The organism is Arthrobacter sp. G.S.26, from assembly GCF_050847375.1.
In the GTDB taxonomy this organism is placed as follows: domain Bacteria; phylum Actinomycetota; class Actinomycetes; order Actinomycetales; family Micrococcaceae; genus Arthrobacter.
On sequence record NZ_CP193752.1, the window covers coordinates 3,191,092 to 3,206,548 of the forward strand.

A 15,457-nucleotide genomic window follows, 5' to 3' on the forward strand; every position below is an offset into this window, starting at 1 on the left:
GCCAGGGAATTTGCGCGTCGGGGTTAGATTTGCGCGTCCTGAAGGCCCTCAGCGCCCGGCCAGGACTCCCCCGGCAGCGGCAGCCACGGCAGCCTTGATCCGCTCATGCAGCGCCCGCAGGCCCGCCCGTTCGGTGCGCACCTCCACAATGCTGCGCCCCGCCACCGGCCGGGACAATGCCTCGGCGAGTCCCGCCGTCGTACTCACCAGGGAATGGCCGACGCCGTACGCCGCCGCAAGTGCCGAGATGTCCACGGCGTGCGGGGTACCGAAGAGGCGCTCGACGGCGTCTCCGTAGTTTCCGCCGGCCGCCACTTCCCCGTGCTCCAAAAGGTCGAAGATGGCCCCGCCGGCGTCGTTCAGGACAACAATCCGCAGCGCCGGCTGTTCCTCCCCCGCGCCCAGCAGCAGGCCGCCGGCGTCGTGCAGGAACGTGACGTCGCCCAGCAGGATGGTGGTTTCCTGGTCGCCGCCCAGGGCGATGCCCGTGCCGGTGGAGATGGTGCCGTCGATCCCGGCGAGGCCCCGGTTGGCGTAGACGGTAGCCGCAGGATCCGGTGCGGGCAGGCCGGCCAGGTCGGCGTCGCGGATCCCGTTCGAGGATCCCAGCAGGAGCTGGCCGCGGGCATGCTTCCAGACCAGCGCCGCCGTGGACGGGCCCGTCGCGGCAGGGACGCCGGCAAGGATGCCGTCCAGGGCATGCTGCGCTGCTGAGCCGGCCAGGAGCCAGCTGTCCAGCCACGGGGCGGGTCCCCGGCCGGCGAAATCGGCGAGGTCCGCCAGGCTGTCCAGCGGCAGCTCAGTGCGCCGGCCGGGTTCGAACCAGGCCACCGGAACGGGCTGGTAGAAAGCCGAGGGCACGTCGGCGCGGGCCAGCAGCGCCGCCACCGGGCGGGAGAGCGTGGGCCGGCCAAACAGCACAACGCGCTCGATGGGCATGGCTGATCCGGCTCCGAAGTGCTCCAGCAGCAGCCGGTAGGGTCCCACGGCGTTGGGCCCGAACCGGGCGTTGGAGGACGGTTCGGCGAGCAGCGGCAGGTTGTGCGCGCGGGCGAACGCCTCGGCCACCGGGCCGGCATCGTGCCCGGCCAGCACCACCGTGCGCCGCTCCGGCAGATGGCCTGCGGCGGGCGGAAGGTTCATCACCAAGGGGTCCGTGCCGATCCGGAACCGCTTCCGGTCCACCGCGGCAGGCAGCCGGTCCCCGGCCGCCGGCACCAGGGGGTCCCGGAAGGCCAGGTTGAGCTGGACGGGCCCGGGCGGGATGTCCGGGAAGGCGCCGGTGGCCGCGGAGAGGCCGGCCCGGATGGCCCGTTTCGGGTTGCTGCCCGCCGCAATGTCAGCAGCAAACCGGACATGCTCCCCGAACAGGTCCGGCTGGATGGTGGTCTGGTTGGCGCCGGTGCCGCGCAGTTCGTCCGGCCGGTCCGCGGACAGGACGATCAGGGGCACCGCGGCGTGGTTGGCTTCCATCACTGCAGGCAGCAGGTTTCCCACAGCGGTCCCGGACGTGGTGAGCACGGCGGCCGGTGAGCCGGTGGACAGTGCCAGGCCCAGGGCCGTGAACCCTGCGGCCCGTTCGTCAATGCGCACCAGCAGGTCCACCAGGCCGGCGGCGGACGCTTCGGCCAGGGCGTAGGCCATGGGCGCGGACCGGGAGCCGGGCGCCACCACCACGTGCCGCACGCCGCCGTCGAGCAGGGTTTCGACGGCGGCGCGCGCCGCCTCGAGGGCGCTCAGGCCGGTCGGATCAGGGGTGGGGTGGGGAGCCGGTTCGTTGTGCGAAGTCACCAACCCAGTCTGCCACCCGGCACGGCCCGCCCGTCCCCCGCGTTGCCCGACCAACCAGACGCGCCATGCCCTTCCCCCCGCGTTGCCCTATCACCTATGGTCGTCAAAACCCCCAAATGACGACCATAGGTGATAGCGCAACGGGAGGAGGGAGCGGGGCAGGGGCAGGGGCAAGGGCCGGGGCAGGGACCGGGTTAGCCGCGGAAAACCTGGATCACTGCGGGACGGGGCGCCCGCACCGCGCCGGGTGCCGGCGTCGTACCCTCTGCAACGTAGTCGGGGAAGAACGAGACCTGCGCGCCGAAGGAACCGTCCTCCCCCGGGTGCTGGACCGAGACGAAGACGGTGCGCTCGTCGTCGTGGATGATGGGCCCGCAGGTTTCGCCGTCCCGCGGGACCGCGAGGAACTGTTCCACCTTGCCGCGGTCTTTGCCGGCCACGGTGACTTTGAACAGCCCGTCCGCTTTGCCGATGCCGGAGGGGGCGCCGTCGGTGGAGATCCAGAGGTTGCCCACGGAGTCGAAGGCGAGGTTGTCCGGGCAGGATATGGGCGAGACCTTGTCCACCGGGAAGCCGGAGAAGTAGGTGACGTCGCCCTGCGCGGGATCGCCGCAGACCATCAGCAGGTTCCAGCTGAACGTGGTGGAGGTCTGGTCGCCGGTTTCGGTGATCTCCACGATGTGCCCGTCGCGGTTCTGGTTGCGCGGGTTCATTTCCGTGGCGGCCTCGTTGGCGCCGACGCCGCGGTTGGAGTTGTTGGTGCAGGCCACGTAGACCTTGCCGGTCAGCAGGCTCGGCTCCACGTCCTCGCAGCGGTCCATCTTGGTGGGGCCCACCTTGTCGGCGGCCAGGCGCGTGTAGACCAGGACTTCCTCGACGGACATGCCCGGCACCGCGGACGCACCGTCCACCACCAGCGGCAGCCACTGGCCGATGCCGTCGAAGGCACCGTCGGCCGGCACGTTGCCAACCCCGGTGATCTCGGCGGCAGGCGAGTTGCCGGTGAACTTGGCCACGTAAAGGTTGCCCTCGGAGAGCAGCGTCATGTTGTGCTTGCGGTCGCCCTCGATGTACTTCCCGGCGGAGACGAACTTGTACAGGTAGTCGAAGCGCTCGTCGTCACCGGAGTAAGCCACCACGTGCCCGGACTTCGCCACGATGACGTTGGCGCCCTCGTGCTTAAAGCGGCCTAGGGAGGAGTGCTTCTTCGGGGTGGAGGTGGGGTCGAACGGGTCAACCTCCACGATCCAGCCGAACCGGTTGGCCTCGTTTTCGTAGCCGGGGTTGCGGGTATCCCAGCGCGGGTCATCGAGCTCCCACTGGCGTACCGTCGGGTTGGCGCCCAGGCCGTAGCGCTTGTCCGCGGCCGAGGTGCCCTTCGCCACGAAGTAGCCGTTGAAGTTCTCCTCGCCGGAAAGGATGGTGCCCCAGGGGGTGGTGCCGCCCGAGCAGTTACCCAGCGTGCCTTTGATGGTGCGGCCGGCGGGATCCTGGACGGTGCGGACCAGCGGCGAGCCCGCCACCGGACCCGTGAGTTCGTAGGCGGTGCTGTTCAGGAAGCGGCGGTTCAGGCCGGCGCCCTTGACGTAGCTCCACGGCTTGTTTTTGTTTTTGCGCTCCAGCTCCACCACCGACAGCCCGTGCGCGGCAGCCCCCACAGCGCGCACCTGGCCGGCCGGCATGGTGGCCGGAAACATGATGGTTTCGTTGGTGTATTCGTGGTTGGCAAACAGCACCGCGCGGCGGCCCTTGCTGCCCGGGATCTCCAGGATGTCCGTGTAGTCGTTGTTGTAGCCGAACTGCTTTTCCTGCGCGGCGGCCGTCTGGTTGGCGATGTCGAACGCGGGCGCGTCGGCGAAGATCGGGTCGCCCCACCTGATCACCGGCTGCCAGGTGAAGCCGTCGGGGACCGTCACGGCATCCACGCTGGCGTCAACGGCGGCGATGGGCGTGAACTGGAGCTTGGACTTGGCGAAGCCCTCCTTGGCGGCCGGGGACAGTCCGGCGGCGCTGGCGGATTCCGCAGAGGTCACGGCTGAACCGAGGACGACGGCGAGCGCACCGGCGGCGCCGAAGCCCAGGGCGGCACGGCGGGAGAGGGTCGCGGAGGCGATGTCGCGGAAGTAGCCGTTCTCGCTCGTGTTGCAGACCTCGCTGGCGCAGGCGTTGTCGCACTTCAGCGCGCAGGTAACGGCGCTGCGCTTGCCTTTGGTGTGCCCCAGCATGGGCAGCAGGGGGAACTTGCGGGCGGTCGTTTCAGACATGGGGGCCTTCCAAAAGGTCGTCATGGGGACGGGCCCACCCTGCCAGCCGGTTCCTACGGACATCCGTCGGGCAGGTGAAGTCGAGGTTAACCGCCCGTGGCGTGCAGGCGCCGGGCGGTGTCCTGGCCGGCCAGGACTGCGTGGACCCGGCGCAGGCGGGCCAGCCACCATTCGGTGCGGTGGGGCGCTGCCGCATACCGCTCCAGCAGCCCGGCGTCCGCGGTGGCGTCGCGGAGGGTGATGGCGCCGTCGTCGGCCACCAGTGGGTCAAGGGTGATGTCGGATTCGAACAATGACACCGTCCCCAGCCCGCAGGCGTAGGGAAGGTCCGGGAGCGCAGCGGCGAGGGCCAGGCCGGCCCGGATGCCCACCGAGGTGTCCAGGGCGGAGCTGACCACTGCCGGCAGTCCGGCCTGCGCCACCAGGTCCAGGGCCCTGCGGACCCCGCCCAGCGGCGCCACCTTGACCACAATCAGGTCGGCGGCGCCGGCCCGGGCCACCTTCAGCGGGTCCTCTTCCTTCCGTACGCTCTCATCGGCGGCCACCAGGACCGGGGTGCCCGCAGCGGACAACCGGGTCCGGACCTCGGCCAGCCCCTCGATGGTGGGCACGGGCTGCTCGGCGTATTCAAGTCCGACGGCGGCGAGCCGGGTGAGTGCCGCCACCGCGGCAGGCACGTCCCAGCCCCCGTTCGCGTCCACCCGGATCGCGGCGTCCGGCAGGGCAGCGCGGACGGCGTCCAGGCGCGCGGCGTCGTCGGCCAGGGTCTGGCCTTTCTCAGCCACCTTGACCTTTACCGCGTCCACGCGGCCGAACCGTGCCAGCACCTCCGGCACCCGGTCAGCGGAAACGGCCGGCACCGTGGCGTTGACGGGGATCCGTCCGCGCAGGGGTGCCGGAAAGCCGTGCCAGGCGGCCTCAATGGTTGCTGCGAGCCAGCGGGAAGCCTCCGCATCGCCGTACTCCGGGAACGGGCAGAACTCCCCCCAGCCGGCGGGCCCCTGCACCAGAAGGGTCTCACGCTCCATGATCCCGCGGAACCGGACGCGCATGGGCAGGCTCACCACCTTCGCCCCGGCCAGGAGCTCCTCCAGAGGCGGCAATAACGGCTGGGCGGCGTCAGCAGGCATGCGTTCACTGTACCGGCGCGGCAACGGCCCACAAGACTGCAGCCTTGGCGCCCCAAGCCGGCGGCGGCCCTGGCCGGCACAGTAGAGCCGCCTCCCAGATTTCTGTGCCACCCTTAAGCCATGGCCGTCTCACACCCCGCACGTTCCAGGACTGCAGCCCGACCCGCTCCGGGATCGGGCCTGCTCTTCGTCCTGGCGACCCTCGGGTGCATCGCCGGCCTGATCGCCACCTACTACTTCTTTGTCCGCACCACCACCGGACAGTTCATCGACGAGTCCGCCCTGGTGGAAGCCGCGGACATCAGCGGCCAGGCCGGCCAGGCCAGCACCCGGTTCCTGGACCTGCTGCCTGCCATCTCCCTGGTGGCCTCGGCTGTGGTGGTCCTGTTTGTCACGGTGATCCGGCGGCGCTGGACCGAGGCGGGCATTGCGGTGGCGGCCTGCATCGGCGCGAACGCGGCCACCCAGATCCTGAAGGAATTCCTGCCGGTCCGCCCGGACAAGGGCGTGGTCACGCTCGAACTGAATTCGCTGCCGTCGGGGCACACCACCCTGGCCGCTTCCGCCGCAGCGGCGCTGTTCCTGATGTCCTCCCCCAAATGGCGGCCCCTGGCCGGTTTTGTGGGCGGTACGTTTGCCATCGCGTCCGGGGCGTCAACGCTGATCAACCAGTGGCACCGGCCTGCGGACGTGGTGGCCGCGTTCCTCCTGGTGGGCGCGTTTATGATCCCCGCCGGCTGGCTGATCATTCGCCGCGGCTCGTGGAATTCGTGGGACGGGTTTGGCGGGCACCTCGGCTCGGCCAGGATCTGGTTGACCCTGCCGGTGCTGATCGGGCTGGCCTGGGCGGCGGTGGCCGTGTACTCGCTGGTCCGGATCGCCCCCGGTCCGTGGCAGCAAGTCAGCACCACACACTATTTCTGGGCCGGCATCGCCCTGATTGTTATTGCCGGCTACCTCGCGACCGTAGCCATGACCTCCCTGTTCGCCTTCGCCGCACGGCGCCGGACCGCGCCGGTACCGGCGCGTTAGCTCCCTGCCCGCCCGTGGCGGAAGCCTGGCACCCGGGGCCGGGCCAGCAAGCTTGAGGGAAACTTGACTCATTTCCGGCAGGCATTTTGAGCCACCCGGAGGATAGTTATACCTGTCAGGCCGATACAGATGGTGCAGCCATCAGGACCCTGGCGGCCTCCAGAAGTGGGGGCCGCCGGGATAACCAAAATCGGCTTGGCAGAGGCTGGTCCTGCAGCCTTACCCCAGCGTCCCGGCGCCGCCTTTGCCCCCCATATGGCGGCGCCGGGACTTCTAATTTTGGGAATTCAGGACGCACGACGGCGGCTCCCAACATAGTGCCGCACTGACCCCACCACAGCTCAAGCCGGCGCATCCCGCCGGCTTTTTTTATGCCCTGGGACAGGCGGGCCCTTTGCAGGTGCGGCCTGGCTGGCGACACCCGGCAGCAACGTTTCACCAATGCACCTAAAACGCCGCAAGCCCGGCAGCAGCCGGCGCCGCTGTGTGGGGGCACAGCGGCGCCTGCTGCCGCCGGGCTGGCGGCGGAACAGTGAAGCAGTCAGGCGGTGGTAAGCGGGCTAAGGGCAGTGGATCTTTCCACTGCTGTTGCCCGGTTCAACGGTCAGCACAATGTCAGCCGTAACCTGGGGCTGATTCGCGAAGGTGGCAATCACGCGAAGTGTCAGCACATTGCCCACCCGGTTTGTCGCAACAAATGCAGCGCCGCCGCTGATCGAGACACTGCCGGATGCACCGGGAGTGACCGGGCCCAGGTAGGAGGGGCCATTGGTCCCGTCGGCCTTCACCGCAACGATCTGCAGCGACTGAGCCGCACCGGAAAGCGTATAGCTCACCTTGACGGCCTTATCGCCGTTCCCGTCCGCGGCGCAGCCGAGCGTCACGGTTGGCCCGGGCCAGGTATTCGAGGCGGTAACGGTCATGCTGACCGAGCCATTTTGGTCCCACCACGCCAACGCCGGAGCGCCGCCCGCCCCCAGCAACACTGTGAGGACAAACGCCCCAACGGCCAGTGCCGCTCCGGGCAGGCTGCGCAGCCGCTTCATGCTCATGACCCAGCCGCCACGTCGGACCGGGACTTGCGGGACTTCCGGACAGACTTGAACACCAGGATGGAGCCGTAGCCGATCAGGCCGGCAGCTGCCACAGTGGTCCAGGTGTCGCGGTCGGCGTTGCCCAGGGCGTTGGCAGCGAAGCCGACATAGGGAACGGCGTAGAACAGCTTGCCCTTCACCTGGATGGCGCGGACCGGCTCGGGATCGTTGGCCCCGTTGTTGTCGCCCCGTGTGATGAGCGTCTTTTCGCCTTCCTGCGTGGCGCCAAACCCGACGATCCGGTGCGTTTCCACATCGGGCCGGCCGGAATACAGCTGGAACGTGACAACGTCGCCGTACTGCAGCGCATCGAACGCCACCGGCTTCATCACCATAAACGTGCCGGGCGGGAACTTGGGTGCCATCGACTTGGTCAGCACCGTGTACGTCTGCGACCCGGTAGCGAAGGGCAAAATGATCAGTACGGTGGCGGCGAACATCGCCACCAGCATGGCGGCCATGCTCAGGATCCGGCCGACGGCGGCCCAGGCGCCGCCGCTTTTGGCGTCACCTTCCACTTTGGCCGGGCCAGCGGCGGTTTCGTCAGCGGTGGGTGTCGCCGCGGTCAGGTCAGCAGACACCGGACACCCCGCACTGGCGGGCGGTCACGGGAAGCGTGATGTTCACAGCGTTTCCTTTCACGGATGACAAGGCTGAGGAGCTGAGGCTGACACGGAAGCAAAAAACGGTGGCCCCACCCTTGGAAACAACAGGCGAAGTGAGGCCGGCCGGTGCGATGGTGCCGTAGCCGCTGGTGTCGTTGCACTGCGCGGCCGTGGCCGTGGTTTTTGCCGTGACCGTGAGGTACTGGGCCAGGCTCCCACCGGAAACATTGGCCACAATGGGCTGGCCCACGGTGAATGCGGTGCTGAAGGCCCCGGACGCATTGGAGTTGTTGGTGACCACCACACCGGCCTGGACGCTGTCGCCCGGCTGGAGTGCCGCCGTCGGGCCCAGGTTCAGGTTGGCCGGTTTATCTGCCACCGTCATGGTGCTGGTGGCCTGCCCTGCCAGGGTGGAGGTCATGGCCACGTCGAAGGATGCTGCGGATACGGTGCCCGGTGCGGTGAGTGCGCTGGCGTTCCAGAGGGCGTAGGTGCCCTGGACGGTGAGGAGGCCCAGGAAGACCGCTGCGGCGATGAGGGCTGCCGCCTGCAGTGTGCGCCTGATGCGCATGCGTCCTCCTGTTGCTGATCCTCAGTCCGGGCAGGTGGCGGGCGGCGGATGGTCCGCCCGCCGCGCCTGGCTAGAGCAGGCCGGCCTGGCCTGCAACAACCTGCTGCAGGGTGAACTTTACGTTGCCGAAGTCGTAGGACTTGGTCACATCGGTGCGGCCGGTGGTGGTGGAGAGGAATTCGAAGGTGATGGTGGCGGTGACCTTCTGGACGGCGGCGTTGGGGCCCAGGTTGTTGGTCACGGCCACGCCGCCCACGGAGAGGGCCGGGGCTGAGACGGAAACGCTGGCCGGGTTGAAGCCGTTGGAAGCGCCCACGCCCTCGGCCACGATGCTGGCAGCCATCTTGTCGCCGGTGAGGGTGACATCAACTTCCTGCGTGAAGGTGAGCTTGTCACCGGGAACCGCCTTGTAGGAGCCGATGTTGTTGATGGTGGTTCCGGCGCGGTCCTTCCAGACACCGGCAGCGGTCTTGACCACGTTCAGATCGCCGGCAACGATGGTGCCCGGCGCTGCGGTGGCTTCCGCGTTCCAAGCGGCCAGGGTGCCGCCGCCGCCCAGCAACAGTGCGGCGCCTACGGCGATGGCTGCGGTTCCCTTGATCAGCGTGCTGTTCTTCATGATGACCCCTTGAAAGTTTTTGTGTGGTTGTTGTCTTGCTGATGACTACTTTGCACAAGGAAAATCAGGAACAGGGAGGGGATACCGTCAGGGTTGCTGAAAGGGTTTCTCAAGATTTGCGAAAGATCAAAGCTGCAGGTCAGCAAGGAATGAAAGGATTCAAGCCGCAATCCTGCGGGGCCGGCTATGCCCCGGTGGCCGCCGGCCCGGCAGGCAGATCCAGCTGTTCAACGATGATCCGCGCCGTCCCGGGATCCCCCAGGATCCGGAAATGCCCGGCCACCGGCAGCTCGATGTTGGTGGCGCCGGGAAGCACGCTGCCTTCTGGAATGTGGGGGTCGAACGGCCCGTACAGGGAGGTGATCCGGCTGTTGATGGCTTCCTCGCGGGCCAGCTGCAGCGTCACGGCGTTGCGGGGCGAGAAGATCCGCAGGCTGGGCAGCAGCATGTACCGGGCATAGCTTGAACCGGAAAACGGTGTGCACACGGCCACCATGCGCTGGATGCGGTGCTCGGGGTCCAGCGACAGCATGGCGTATTTGCCGATCAGCCCGCCCTTGCTGTGGGCCACCAGCGCGGCGTCGCGCAGTCCTGCCTCCTCGAGGTGCTGCGCCACCAGCCGGGCGGCCTCCGGTACTTCAAGCTGGTTGCGCTGCAGGACAGTGACCACGTGGACGGGATGGCCGGCGTCGTGGATGGCTTGGATCAGCGGCAGCATAAACTGCCAGTTTTCGTAGACCCCGGGAATGATGACCACGGGGTTGCGGTGTCCCTGATGGAACGAGCCCGGCTGGACGCGCGACAAAAAACCGCGCACTTGCCAGCTGGCGGCGTAGGCGTAGTCCTGCAGCCACCACGCGGCTTTGTGCAGCGGGCTGATACGGCGGCCGGGGCCCGGTGTCCTCATCTGTCGAGGATAGCGCCGCGGGCCGGGCTACCCACCAAACGCGCGCCCAAACCGTCAGTAATTGCGCCGGTGCCGCAGCCGGGGAATCACGACGGCGAACACGGCCGCCGCAGCAAAGCCCAGGACGCCGGTGGCTGAGATCCCCGCGCCCAGGGAAGCCAGCGCCGTCACCCCGGAGAGCAGGACCGGGCCGCCGGTGCTGCCGGCATCCGCCATAAAACGCCACAGCCCCAGGAACTGGCCCCGGCCCCGGTCAGGCGAGAAGTCAGCGCCCAGGGTCATCACCAGCCCGGAGCTGATGCCGTTGCCGAAGCCGATCAGCAGCGCCGCCAGCAGCAGCCCCACAAATGATCCGGTGAGCGGGATCAGGAGCAAGGCAATACCCATGATCAGGGTGGAGGGAATGGCCACCCATTGCCGGCCTTTCCGGTCCATCAGCTTGCCGGCTGGGTAAAACACCAGCATGTCAATGGCCCCGGACAGCCCGTAGATCAGGGAGGCGGATGTGGCGTCCATGCCCAGGTGGTCCGCCCACAGCGGGATCACCACCTGCCGGGAGGAGCGGAGGGCGCTCAGCAGCAGGATGCCCACGCCCAGGCTCAGCAGCACGCCCGCGTGGGAGACGGCCACACTGCGGAGTGTGGGCTGCGGGCCGGCGTCTGCGCCTTTGGTGCTTTCCACGGCGGCGAGGTCCGGAATAGTGAGGGACAGCAGCGCTGCGGCCACCAGCGCCACCACGCCCACCCAGTAGGCAGCGCTCATCCCGCCGAACTGCATGGCGAGGGCGCCCAGGAAAGGGCCAATGAAAACGCCGATCCGGTTCACGCCGCCAAGCGTTGACAGGGCCCTGGCCCGGAATTCCACCGGCACGGCCTCGGTAAGGTACTTCTGGCGGGCCAGCCCAAACACGCTGCCGGACATGCCGACGACGGCCATCGCCGCTGCCAGCAGCCACAGCCCGTTCTGGACCACGGGAGTCAGCCCCGCTGCCGCCAGCGCCAGCGCGGAGGCCACCGAGGCGCCCACAATGGACCAGCGTTCACCGTATTTGAGGGTTACCAGCGAGGCCGGGAGGTTGAAGAACCATGATCCCAGGCCGATTACGGTGACGATCAGCGCCGCCACCGCGACGGAGGCGCCCAGGTCGCGGGCCGTGAGGGCCACCACGGGAAGGATGGCGCCGGTGCCTATTCCGTAGAGCAGCGTGGGACCAAAGGCCGCCACGGCAATGCCGCGCAGGCTGAACGGTTGGGGGTTTTCCAGAGCTGTCATCAGAATGATCCTATGGCGGCCCGGGCGGCGTCCGTGACCGGGCGACAGCGACCTGTCCTGGGCCCTCCTTCGCGGCCCCGTCAGCAGGCCGAATTGAGCGCCGCCAGCGCCGCCTCCGCCATCTCCAGGGACTCAGGATCATCGAATCCCACGGGGTCCTGCCGCGGGGCCCGGGCCACGATCATGGCCAGCTGGCGTGACCCGTCAGCGCTGATCAGCGCCAGCGCTGCATAGCCGCGGACAACTCCGACGTGGCCAAAGTAGTCGTTTTTGGAACAGGCGTCGTACTTCCGGACCAGGCCAAGGCCAAACTCCTGGTACTTGGGATGATGCATCTCAGCCACACTTCCGGGCGCCAGCAGCGATCCGTCCTGCAGCGCTGCGAAGTAGGTGTTGAGGTCGCCCACCGTGGAGATCATCCCGGTATCCGGCGAGCCCAGGTGGAACGGAGCCAACGCATTGTCTTCCAAGTCCCCGGCCGCCGTCCGGGTATAGCCGTGGAGCATCCGCTGGGGTCCGGGCGCATCCCCGGTCATAAGCGTGTGCTGCAGGTTCAGCGGCGCCACGCTGTCTTCCCGGATGACAACACCAATGCTCCGGCCCCGCAGCTTCTCCACCAGGAGCGCCAACACCGAATAGTTGGTGGCGGAGTAGCTGTACAGGCTCCCGGACCCGCCGGTCCATGGCATGCCGGCGACAAAACCCACCCGTTCCTCGTGGGTGAACGGACCCATGCCTATGTGAACGGGCGACACCCAGTAGTCGGGCATTCCGGACCGGTGGCTGAGCAGGCTGCGGATGGTGATGGGACCCGGCGGCTTGACGATGCCTTCCAGCCCGGGCAGGTACTGCTGGACGGGATCATCCAGCTGGATCTTTCCCTCTTCCACCAGCTTCAGCACAGACACCGCCACCATGGCCGTGGTGATGTCACCCACCTGTGACTGATCGGTCAGCTGGGCGGGGTCCATGGTGTCAAGGTCCTGGACACCGGCAGCAGAGGACCAGTGCCCCACGCGGGACTTCATGTCGATAATGACGGCGGTGGCTCCCGTCGTGAGAAGGTCAGCGCTGTATCGCTGCAGGATTCCAACGAAGGCCGGGGCCGTGGGAGTCCGCTGGTCCGGCGGATCGGGGGCACCGGTGCAACCCGCCAGTCCAACCAGGAGAACGGCAGCGGCAACGATGCGCAGATACTTGGACTGCCGGGGTTCCGGCCGCATGGAGCGCCCCCGCCTCAGCTCGCCGGCCCCGTGACCGTTACGGTGCGGACGGGCAGCTCGGCCGGGCGGTGGCGGGTGTCACCCAAGTACACGGCCCGGATCCGGTGGGTGCCGGCTCCGAGCGGCACATAGTCGCAGGCCGCCTTACCGGCAACCAGCTTCACGGGCAGTCCGGGTGCGCTCCCGTCCACGTAGAACTGCACATAACCGGCGGGGGCAGGCTCCCCAGTCCGGGCTGCGCGCACCGTCACGGCCGAGTGTGCCCAGGAGCCACCCGGTCCGTCCTGCATGACGGTATGCCTGCCGGTGATGGGCAGGCCTGCAGCGGGAGCTTTGACCTCAATGTAGACGGGGGCGGACGCGGGCCCGAAGTAGTGGATCACCGATTCAAGGTTGGCAGTGATCCTGTGCCGGCCCACCGCCAGAGAGTCCAGGGACAGGGTGGCGCTCCAGCCGCTGGAACCCGCCACGGCAATCCCCTCCCCCACCGCAACGCCGTCGGCGTAAAACATGATGGGACCGTCAGGGGTGCCGTTCATCCGGGTCCAGTTGGCAGCCCGCACGGTTGCGGTGAGTTTGACCGGCTGGCTGACCAATACGGGGCCGGCCGTGGCGGACTGCAGGGCCGTGCGGATTTCGGGGCCGGTCAGGGCAACGTAGGAGGCGCGCAGGGCAGTCGGCTTGAAGAACGCATCGCCGGAATAGGAAACGGTGTAGTACCGGGTGCCAATTTGGGTGGGTTGGATGGAAATGTAGAAGTTCCCCTCATCTCCCGTCACCGTTACCACTGATGGGACGGCTCCCGGTTCGTGGGCAGTGACTTTGAGCGTGCCGGTGGGCATCCGGGGCGTGCCGGCGGGCACCACCAGGGATATCTGCACCAGCGAGGGCCGGTCCAGATAGGCCCAGCTGGGCTCGTCCAGGAAGGCGTTGATGGTCACCGGTGCCCGTGAATCAGCGGCCGTGAGGGCGCCCGAGGGAGCCGCAACGATCAGTCCCAGGGTCATTAGGGCGGCGAGCGCAGCCGCCAAACCGGCCAGCCGCCGGCGTACTTTAGTGGCCGTAGTGGATTGCTGTGTAGCGTGCATGCCCGACTCCCCAACAAGGATGTTGCTGGAAGCCCCCCAAAACCCCGGCGGCGGCCCTTTTGGGCGGCCTGCCGGGAACTTTACCTGTTCCGGCGGACGAACATAAGGGGGCTGCGGGAGGGGTCACAAAAGACTCCCGGAGGAGTAGCGTTCGGCATATGGGGCGCTGCTCCGCGCCCACCGCCGAAGGAGGAAATTCATGGGTGACGTGTGGATCCGTACGCTGGGAAACGGACTGGTCCGGGCGGACCGGGTCACCGAAATCTCGTCCACCCGCGGCTCGCTGCACGAGGACCGGGGCTACTCCTTGAAGGTCGTCGTGGACGGGAAGGGTCACGTGGTGATTGACGACGGCGACCTGCCGGGTTCCCCGGACCGGCGGCTGGAATACGCGCGGCACCTTGAGGATGCCCTGCTTCTGGCCATCGACGAGGCGCGGGGTGCGGGGTCGGCCACGGTGATTGCCTACGAGCCGGAGAGCGGGCGCTGGTCCGCCGTTCCCGTGGCTGCCTTAACCGGCCGGTTGCCGCAAACCATCTGATCCGGTCCCGGCACCGGGCAGCCCCGGAAAGTTGGCCGGAAATCCGGTGCCTGTTGCCTCATGTCAATAGGTCCGGGAACGGTGAGTCGTTGCCTCATGTGAAATGGTCCGGTTCAGTGAGGGGTTGAACCAGGTGTTGATCTTGTAGTCCCGGGGTGCGGCTTTGGCTTGGGTCAGGGTCTCGAGCTGACCGGTCAGGGCCAGGATCTGCCGCGACAAGGTTGCGGGTTTGAGGCGTTTGAACTGGGCGTTCATGGCAATCACGGGACGTTTACGGATGCCCGGGTCCCTGCCTGCGCGCTGATGCGGGGTGAGTGCGGCGTCGTGCTTCTTGACCACCCTTGCGCCGTGGCGTTCCTTTGAGATGAGCTTCTGCTGTGGCAGCAGATAGTTCGTGAAGAGCGCATCCAGTTCCCAGATGGCGTTGAGTTTCTCCAGTTCCGCAGTCGTGTCATACCGGTAGTAGCCGACAAGTTCACGGACTCTGGCCCAGTTCTTCTGTTCTACGTGGGCCCCGTCGTTCTTGTTCCCCGGCCGGGACCGGGTGAACGTGATCTGGTGGGCGTGGCAGTAAGCGAGCAGATGGTCATTGATGAACTCGGATCCGTTATCCGAATCAATCCCCACGACCGGGAACGGAAACCGGGCCAGCGCGTACTCCAGCGCCATAAGCACCCACTTCTGGGCCTTGTTCGGCACCGACCTGTTGACCGTCCACCCCGTGGCGATATCAGTAACTGTCAGGGTGAAACAGAACTCCCCGGACGCGACGCCTCCTTCGTGGCCGACCAGATCGATTTCCACGAACCCGGGCACCGCATCATCCCAGTCCGCCCAGGTCCGGACCGGGATCTGGGACTTCAACAACGACCCAGGCTTGGTATGGGACCGTCCCCGCAGCACCAGCTTCGCCCGCTCCGGCACCAGCCGCCGGTCGATCGTGGCCGCACTCATCCGCATCAGCAGCCCCGCATCCTCATCCGTCAAGGCCAACTCCCCGTCCCGCCGCAGCAACGGCACCAGCACCGGCAACATCGGCGCCAGCCGCTTGCCCGCCGGCGCCCTGAGCACCGCCCAGCACACCACGAGCGCGTCGATAACTTTCGGCCCGTACACCGGGGCACGGGGCGGACGGGCACGGACCGGCCGCAGTTCCAGCGCCTGCCGCAACGCCCTCCGCGCATAATCACGGTTCCAGCCCGTCAGCTCCACCAACTCATCCAGGATCCGCACCTTCCCGGCACGGTTCGCCCGGACATAAGCCCGCGCCTTGACTAACGTGACCGCCTTGCGCTGGCTCATCGTCAAACCCATCCCTCA

14 protein-coding genes are annotated in these 15,457 nt (G+C 67.7%); 2 read left to right on the top strand and 12 right to left on the bottom strand.

Annotated features, from left to right (window positions below):
- Positions 1-48: 48 nt before the first annotated feature.
- From menD to ACRB8A_RS14675, 3 genes are all read right to left on the bottom strand, one after another.
- Entirely contained in the window at positions 49-1,791 is a 1,743-nt protein-coding gene (gene menD / locus ACRB8A_RS14665; protein ID WP_432244949.1) for a 2-succinyl-5-enolpyruvyl-6-hydroxy-3-cyclohexene-1-carboxylic-acid synthase, read from the bottom strand.
- Positions 1,792-1,985: 194 nt separating this feature from the next.
- Positions 1,986-4,055 carry a PhoX family protein gene (locus ACRB8A_RS14670; RefSeq protein ID WP_285241681.1) on the bottom strand — a complete coding sequence of 690 codons (2,070 nt, stop codon included), beginning with the start codon at positions 4,053-4,055 and terminating at the stop codon, positions 1,986-1,988.
- Between the two features lie 86 nt (positions 4,056-4,141).
- Positions 4,142-5,185 (bottom strand): o-succinylbenzoate synthase, encoded by a 1,044-nt coding sequence (locus ACRB8A_RS14675; RefSeq protein WP_056596799.1) that lies wholly within the window; start codon positions 5,183-5,185, stop codon positions 4,142-4,144.
- Positions 5,186-5,305: 120 nt separating this feature from the next.
- Between ACRB8A_RS14675 and ACRB8A_RS14680 the strand changes: the two genes are divergently transcribed.
- Complete coding sequence (locus ACRB8A_RS14680; RefSeq protein ID WP_050683523.1) at positions 5,306-6,217, top strand: phosphatase PAP2 family protein; 912 nt, start codon at positions 5,306-5,308, stop codon at positions 6,215-6,217.
- 560 nt (positions 6,218-6,777) lie between these two features.
- On the opposite strand, the gene ACRB8A_RS14685 is transcribed toward ACRB8A_RS14680, so the two are convergent.
- From ACRB8A_RS14685 to ACRB8A_RS14720, 8 genes are all read right to left on the bottom strand, one after another.
- Entirely contained in the window at positions 6,778-7,269 is a 492-nt protein-coding gene (locus tag ACRB8A_RS14685; RefSeq protein ID WP_432244950.1) for a hypothetical protein, read from the bottom strand.
- A complete protein-coding gene (locus ACRB8A_RS14690) occupies positions 7,266-7,892 on the bottom strand; it encodes a signal peptidase I (protein WP_432244951.1) in 627 nt (208 codons plus the stop codon). The genes ACRB8A_RS14685 and ACRB8A_RS14690 overlap by 4 nt, the downstream gene beginning before the upstream one ends.
- A complete protein-coding gene (locus ACRB8A_RS14695; protein WP_432244952.1) occupies positions 7,882-8,487 on the bottom strand; it encodes a hypothetical protein in 606 nt (201 codons plus the stop codon). The genes ACRB8A_RS14690 and ACRB8A_RS14695 overlap by 11 nt, the downstream gene beginning before the upstream one ends.
- Before the next feature lie 70 nt (positions 8,488-8,557).
- Positions 8,558-9,106 (bottom strand): alternate-type signal peptide domain-containing protein, encoded by a 549-nt coding sequence (locus ACRB8A_RS14700; protein WP_432244953.1) that lies wholly within the window; start codon positions 9,104-9,106, stop codon positions 8,558-8,560.
- Between the two features lie 184 nt (positions 9,107-9,290).
- Positions 9,291-10,013, bottom strand: a complete 723-nt coding sequence (locus ACRB8A_RS14705; RefSeq protein WP_432244954.1) for an esterase/lipase family protein — start codon at positions 10,011-10,013, stop codon at positions 9,291-9,293.
- Between the two features lie 54 nt (positions 10,014-10,067).
- On the bottom strand, positions 10,068-11,285 hold the full coding sequence (locus ACRB8A_RS14710) for an MFS transporter (RefSeq protein ID WP_432244955.1): 1,218 nt from the start codon (positions 11,283-11,285) through the stop codon (positions 10,068-10,070).
- A gap of 80 nt (positions 11,286-11,365) precedes the next feature.
- A complete protein-coding gene (locus ACRB8A_RS14715) occupies positions 11,366-12,508 on the bottom strand; it encodes a serine hydrolase domain-containing protein (protein ID WP_432244956.1) in 1,143 nt (380 codons plus the stop codon).
- Between the two features lie 14 nt (positions 12,509-12,522).
- Positions 12,523-13,596, bottom strand: coding sequence for an Ig-like domain-containing protein (locus tag ACRB8A_RS14720; RefSeq protein ID WP_432244957.1), 1,074 nt, complete (start codon positions 13,594-13,596; stop codon positions 12,523-12,525).
- Between the two features lie 199 nt (positions 13,597-13,795).
- On the opposite strand from ACRB8A_RS14720, the gene ACRB8A_RS14725 reads away from it, so the two are divergent.
- On the top strand, positions 13,796-14,137 hold the full coding sequence (locus ACRB8A_RS14725) for a hypothetical protein (protein ID WP_432244958.1): 342 nt from the start codon (positions 13,796-13,798) through the stop codon (positions 14,135-14,137).
- A 63-nt stretch (positions 14,138-14,200) separates the two neighbouring features.
- Here ACRB8A_RS14725 and ACRB8A_RS14730 read toward each other — a convergent pair whose 3' ends face one another.
- A complete protein-coding gene (locus tag ACRB8A_RS14730; protein ID WP_285241673.1) occupies positions 14,201-15,439 on the bottom strand; it encodes an integrase catalytic domain-containing protein in 1,239 nt (412 codons plus the stop codon).
- Between the last annotated feature and the right edge of the window lie 18 nt (positions 15,440-15,457).

Excerpts from the sequence above, each read along its gene's own strand:
- ACRB8A_RS14670 (WP_285241681.1), bottom strand. The coding sequence starts at position 4,055 with ATGTCTGAAACGACCGCCCGCAAGTTCCCCCTGCTGCCCATGCTGGGG.
- ACRB8A_RS14675 (WP_056596799.1), bottom strand. The coding sequence starts at position 5,185 with ATGCCTGCTGACGCCGCCCAGCCGTTATTGCCGCCTCTGGAGGAGCTC.
- ACRB8A_RS14680 (WP_050683523.1), top strand. The coding sequence starts at position 5,306 with ATGGCCGTCTCACACCCCGCACGTTCCAGGACTGCAGCCCGACCCGCT.
- ACRB8A_RS14685 (WP_432244950.1), bottom strand. The coding sequence starts at position 7,269 with ATGAGCATGAAGCGGCTGCGCAGCCTGCCCGGAGCGGCACTGGCCGTT.
- ACRB8A_RS14695 (WP_432244952.1), bottom strand. The coding sequence starts at position 8,487 with ATGCGCATCAGGCGCACACTGCAGGCGGCAGCCCTCATCGCCGCAGCG.
- ACRB8A_RS14700 (WP_432244953.1), bottom strand. The coding sequence starts at position 9,106 with ATGAAGAACAGCACGCTGATCAAGGGAACCGCAGCCATCGCCGTAGGC.
- ACRB8A_RS14705 (WP_432244954.1), bottom strand. The coding sequence starts at position 10,013 with ATGAGGACACCGGGCCCCGGCCGCCGTATCAGCCCGCTGCACAAAGCC.
- ACRB8A_RS14710 (WP_432244955.1), bottom strand. The coding sequence starts at position 11,285 with ATGACAGCTCTGGAAAACCCCCAACCGTTCAGCCTGCGCGGCATTGCC.
- ACRB8A_RS14715 (WP_432244956.1), bottom strand. The coding sequence starts at position 12,508 with ATGCGGCCGGAACCCCGGCAGTCCAAGTATCTGCGCATCGTTGCCGCT.
- ACRB8A_RS14720 (WP_432244957.1), bottom strand. The coding sequence starts at position 13,596 with ATGCACGCTACACAGCAATCCACTACGGCCACTAAAGTACGCCGGCGG.
- ACRB8A_RS14725 (WP_432244958.1), top strand. The coding sequence starts at position 13,796 with ATGGGTGACGTGTGGATCCGTACGCTGGGAAACGGACTGGTCCGGGCG.
- ACRB8A_RS14730 (WP_285241673.1), bottom strand. The coding sequence starts at position 15,439 with ATGAGCCAGCGCAAGGCGGTCACGTTAGTCAAGGCGCGGGCTTATGTC.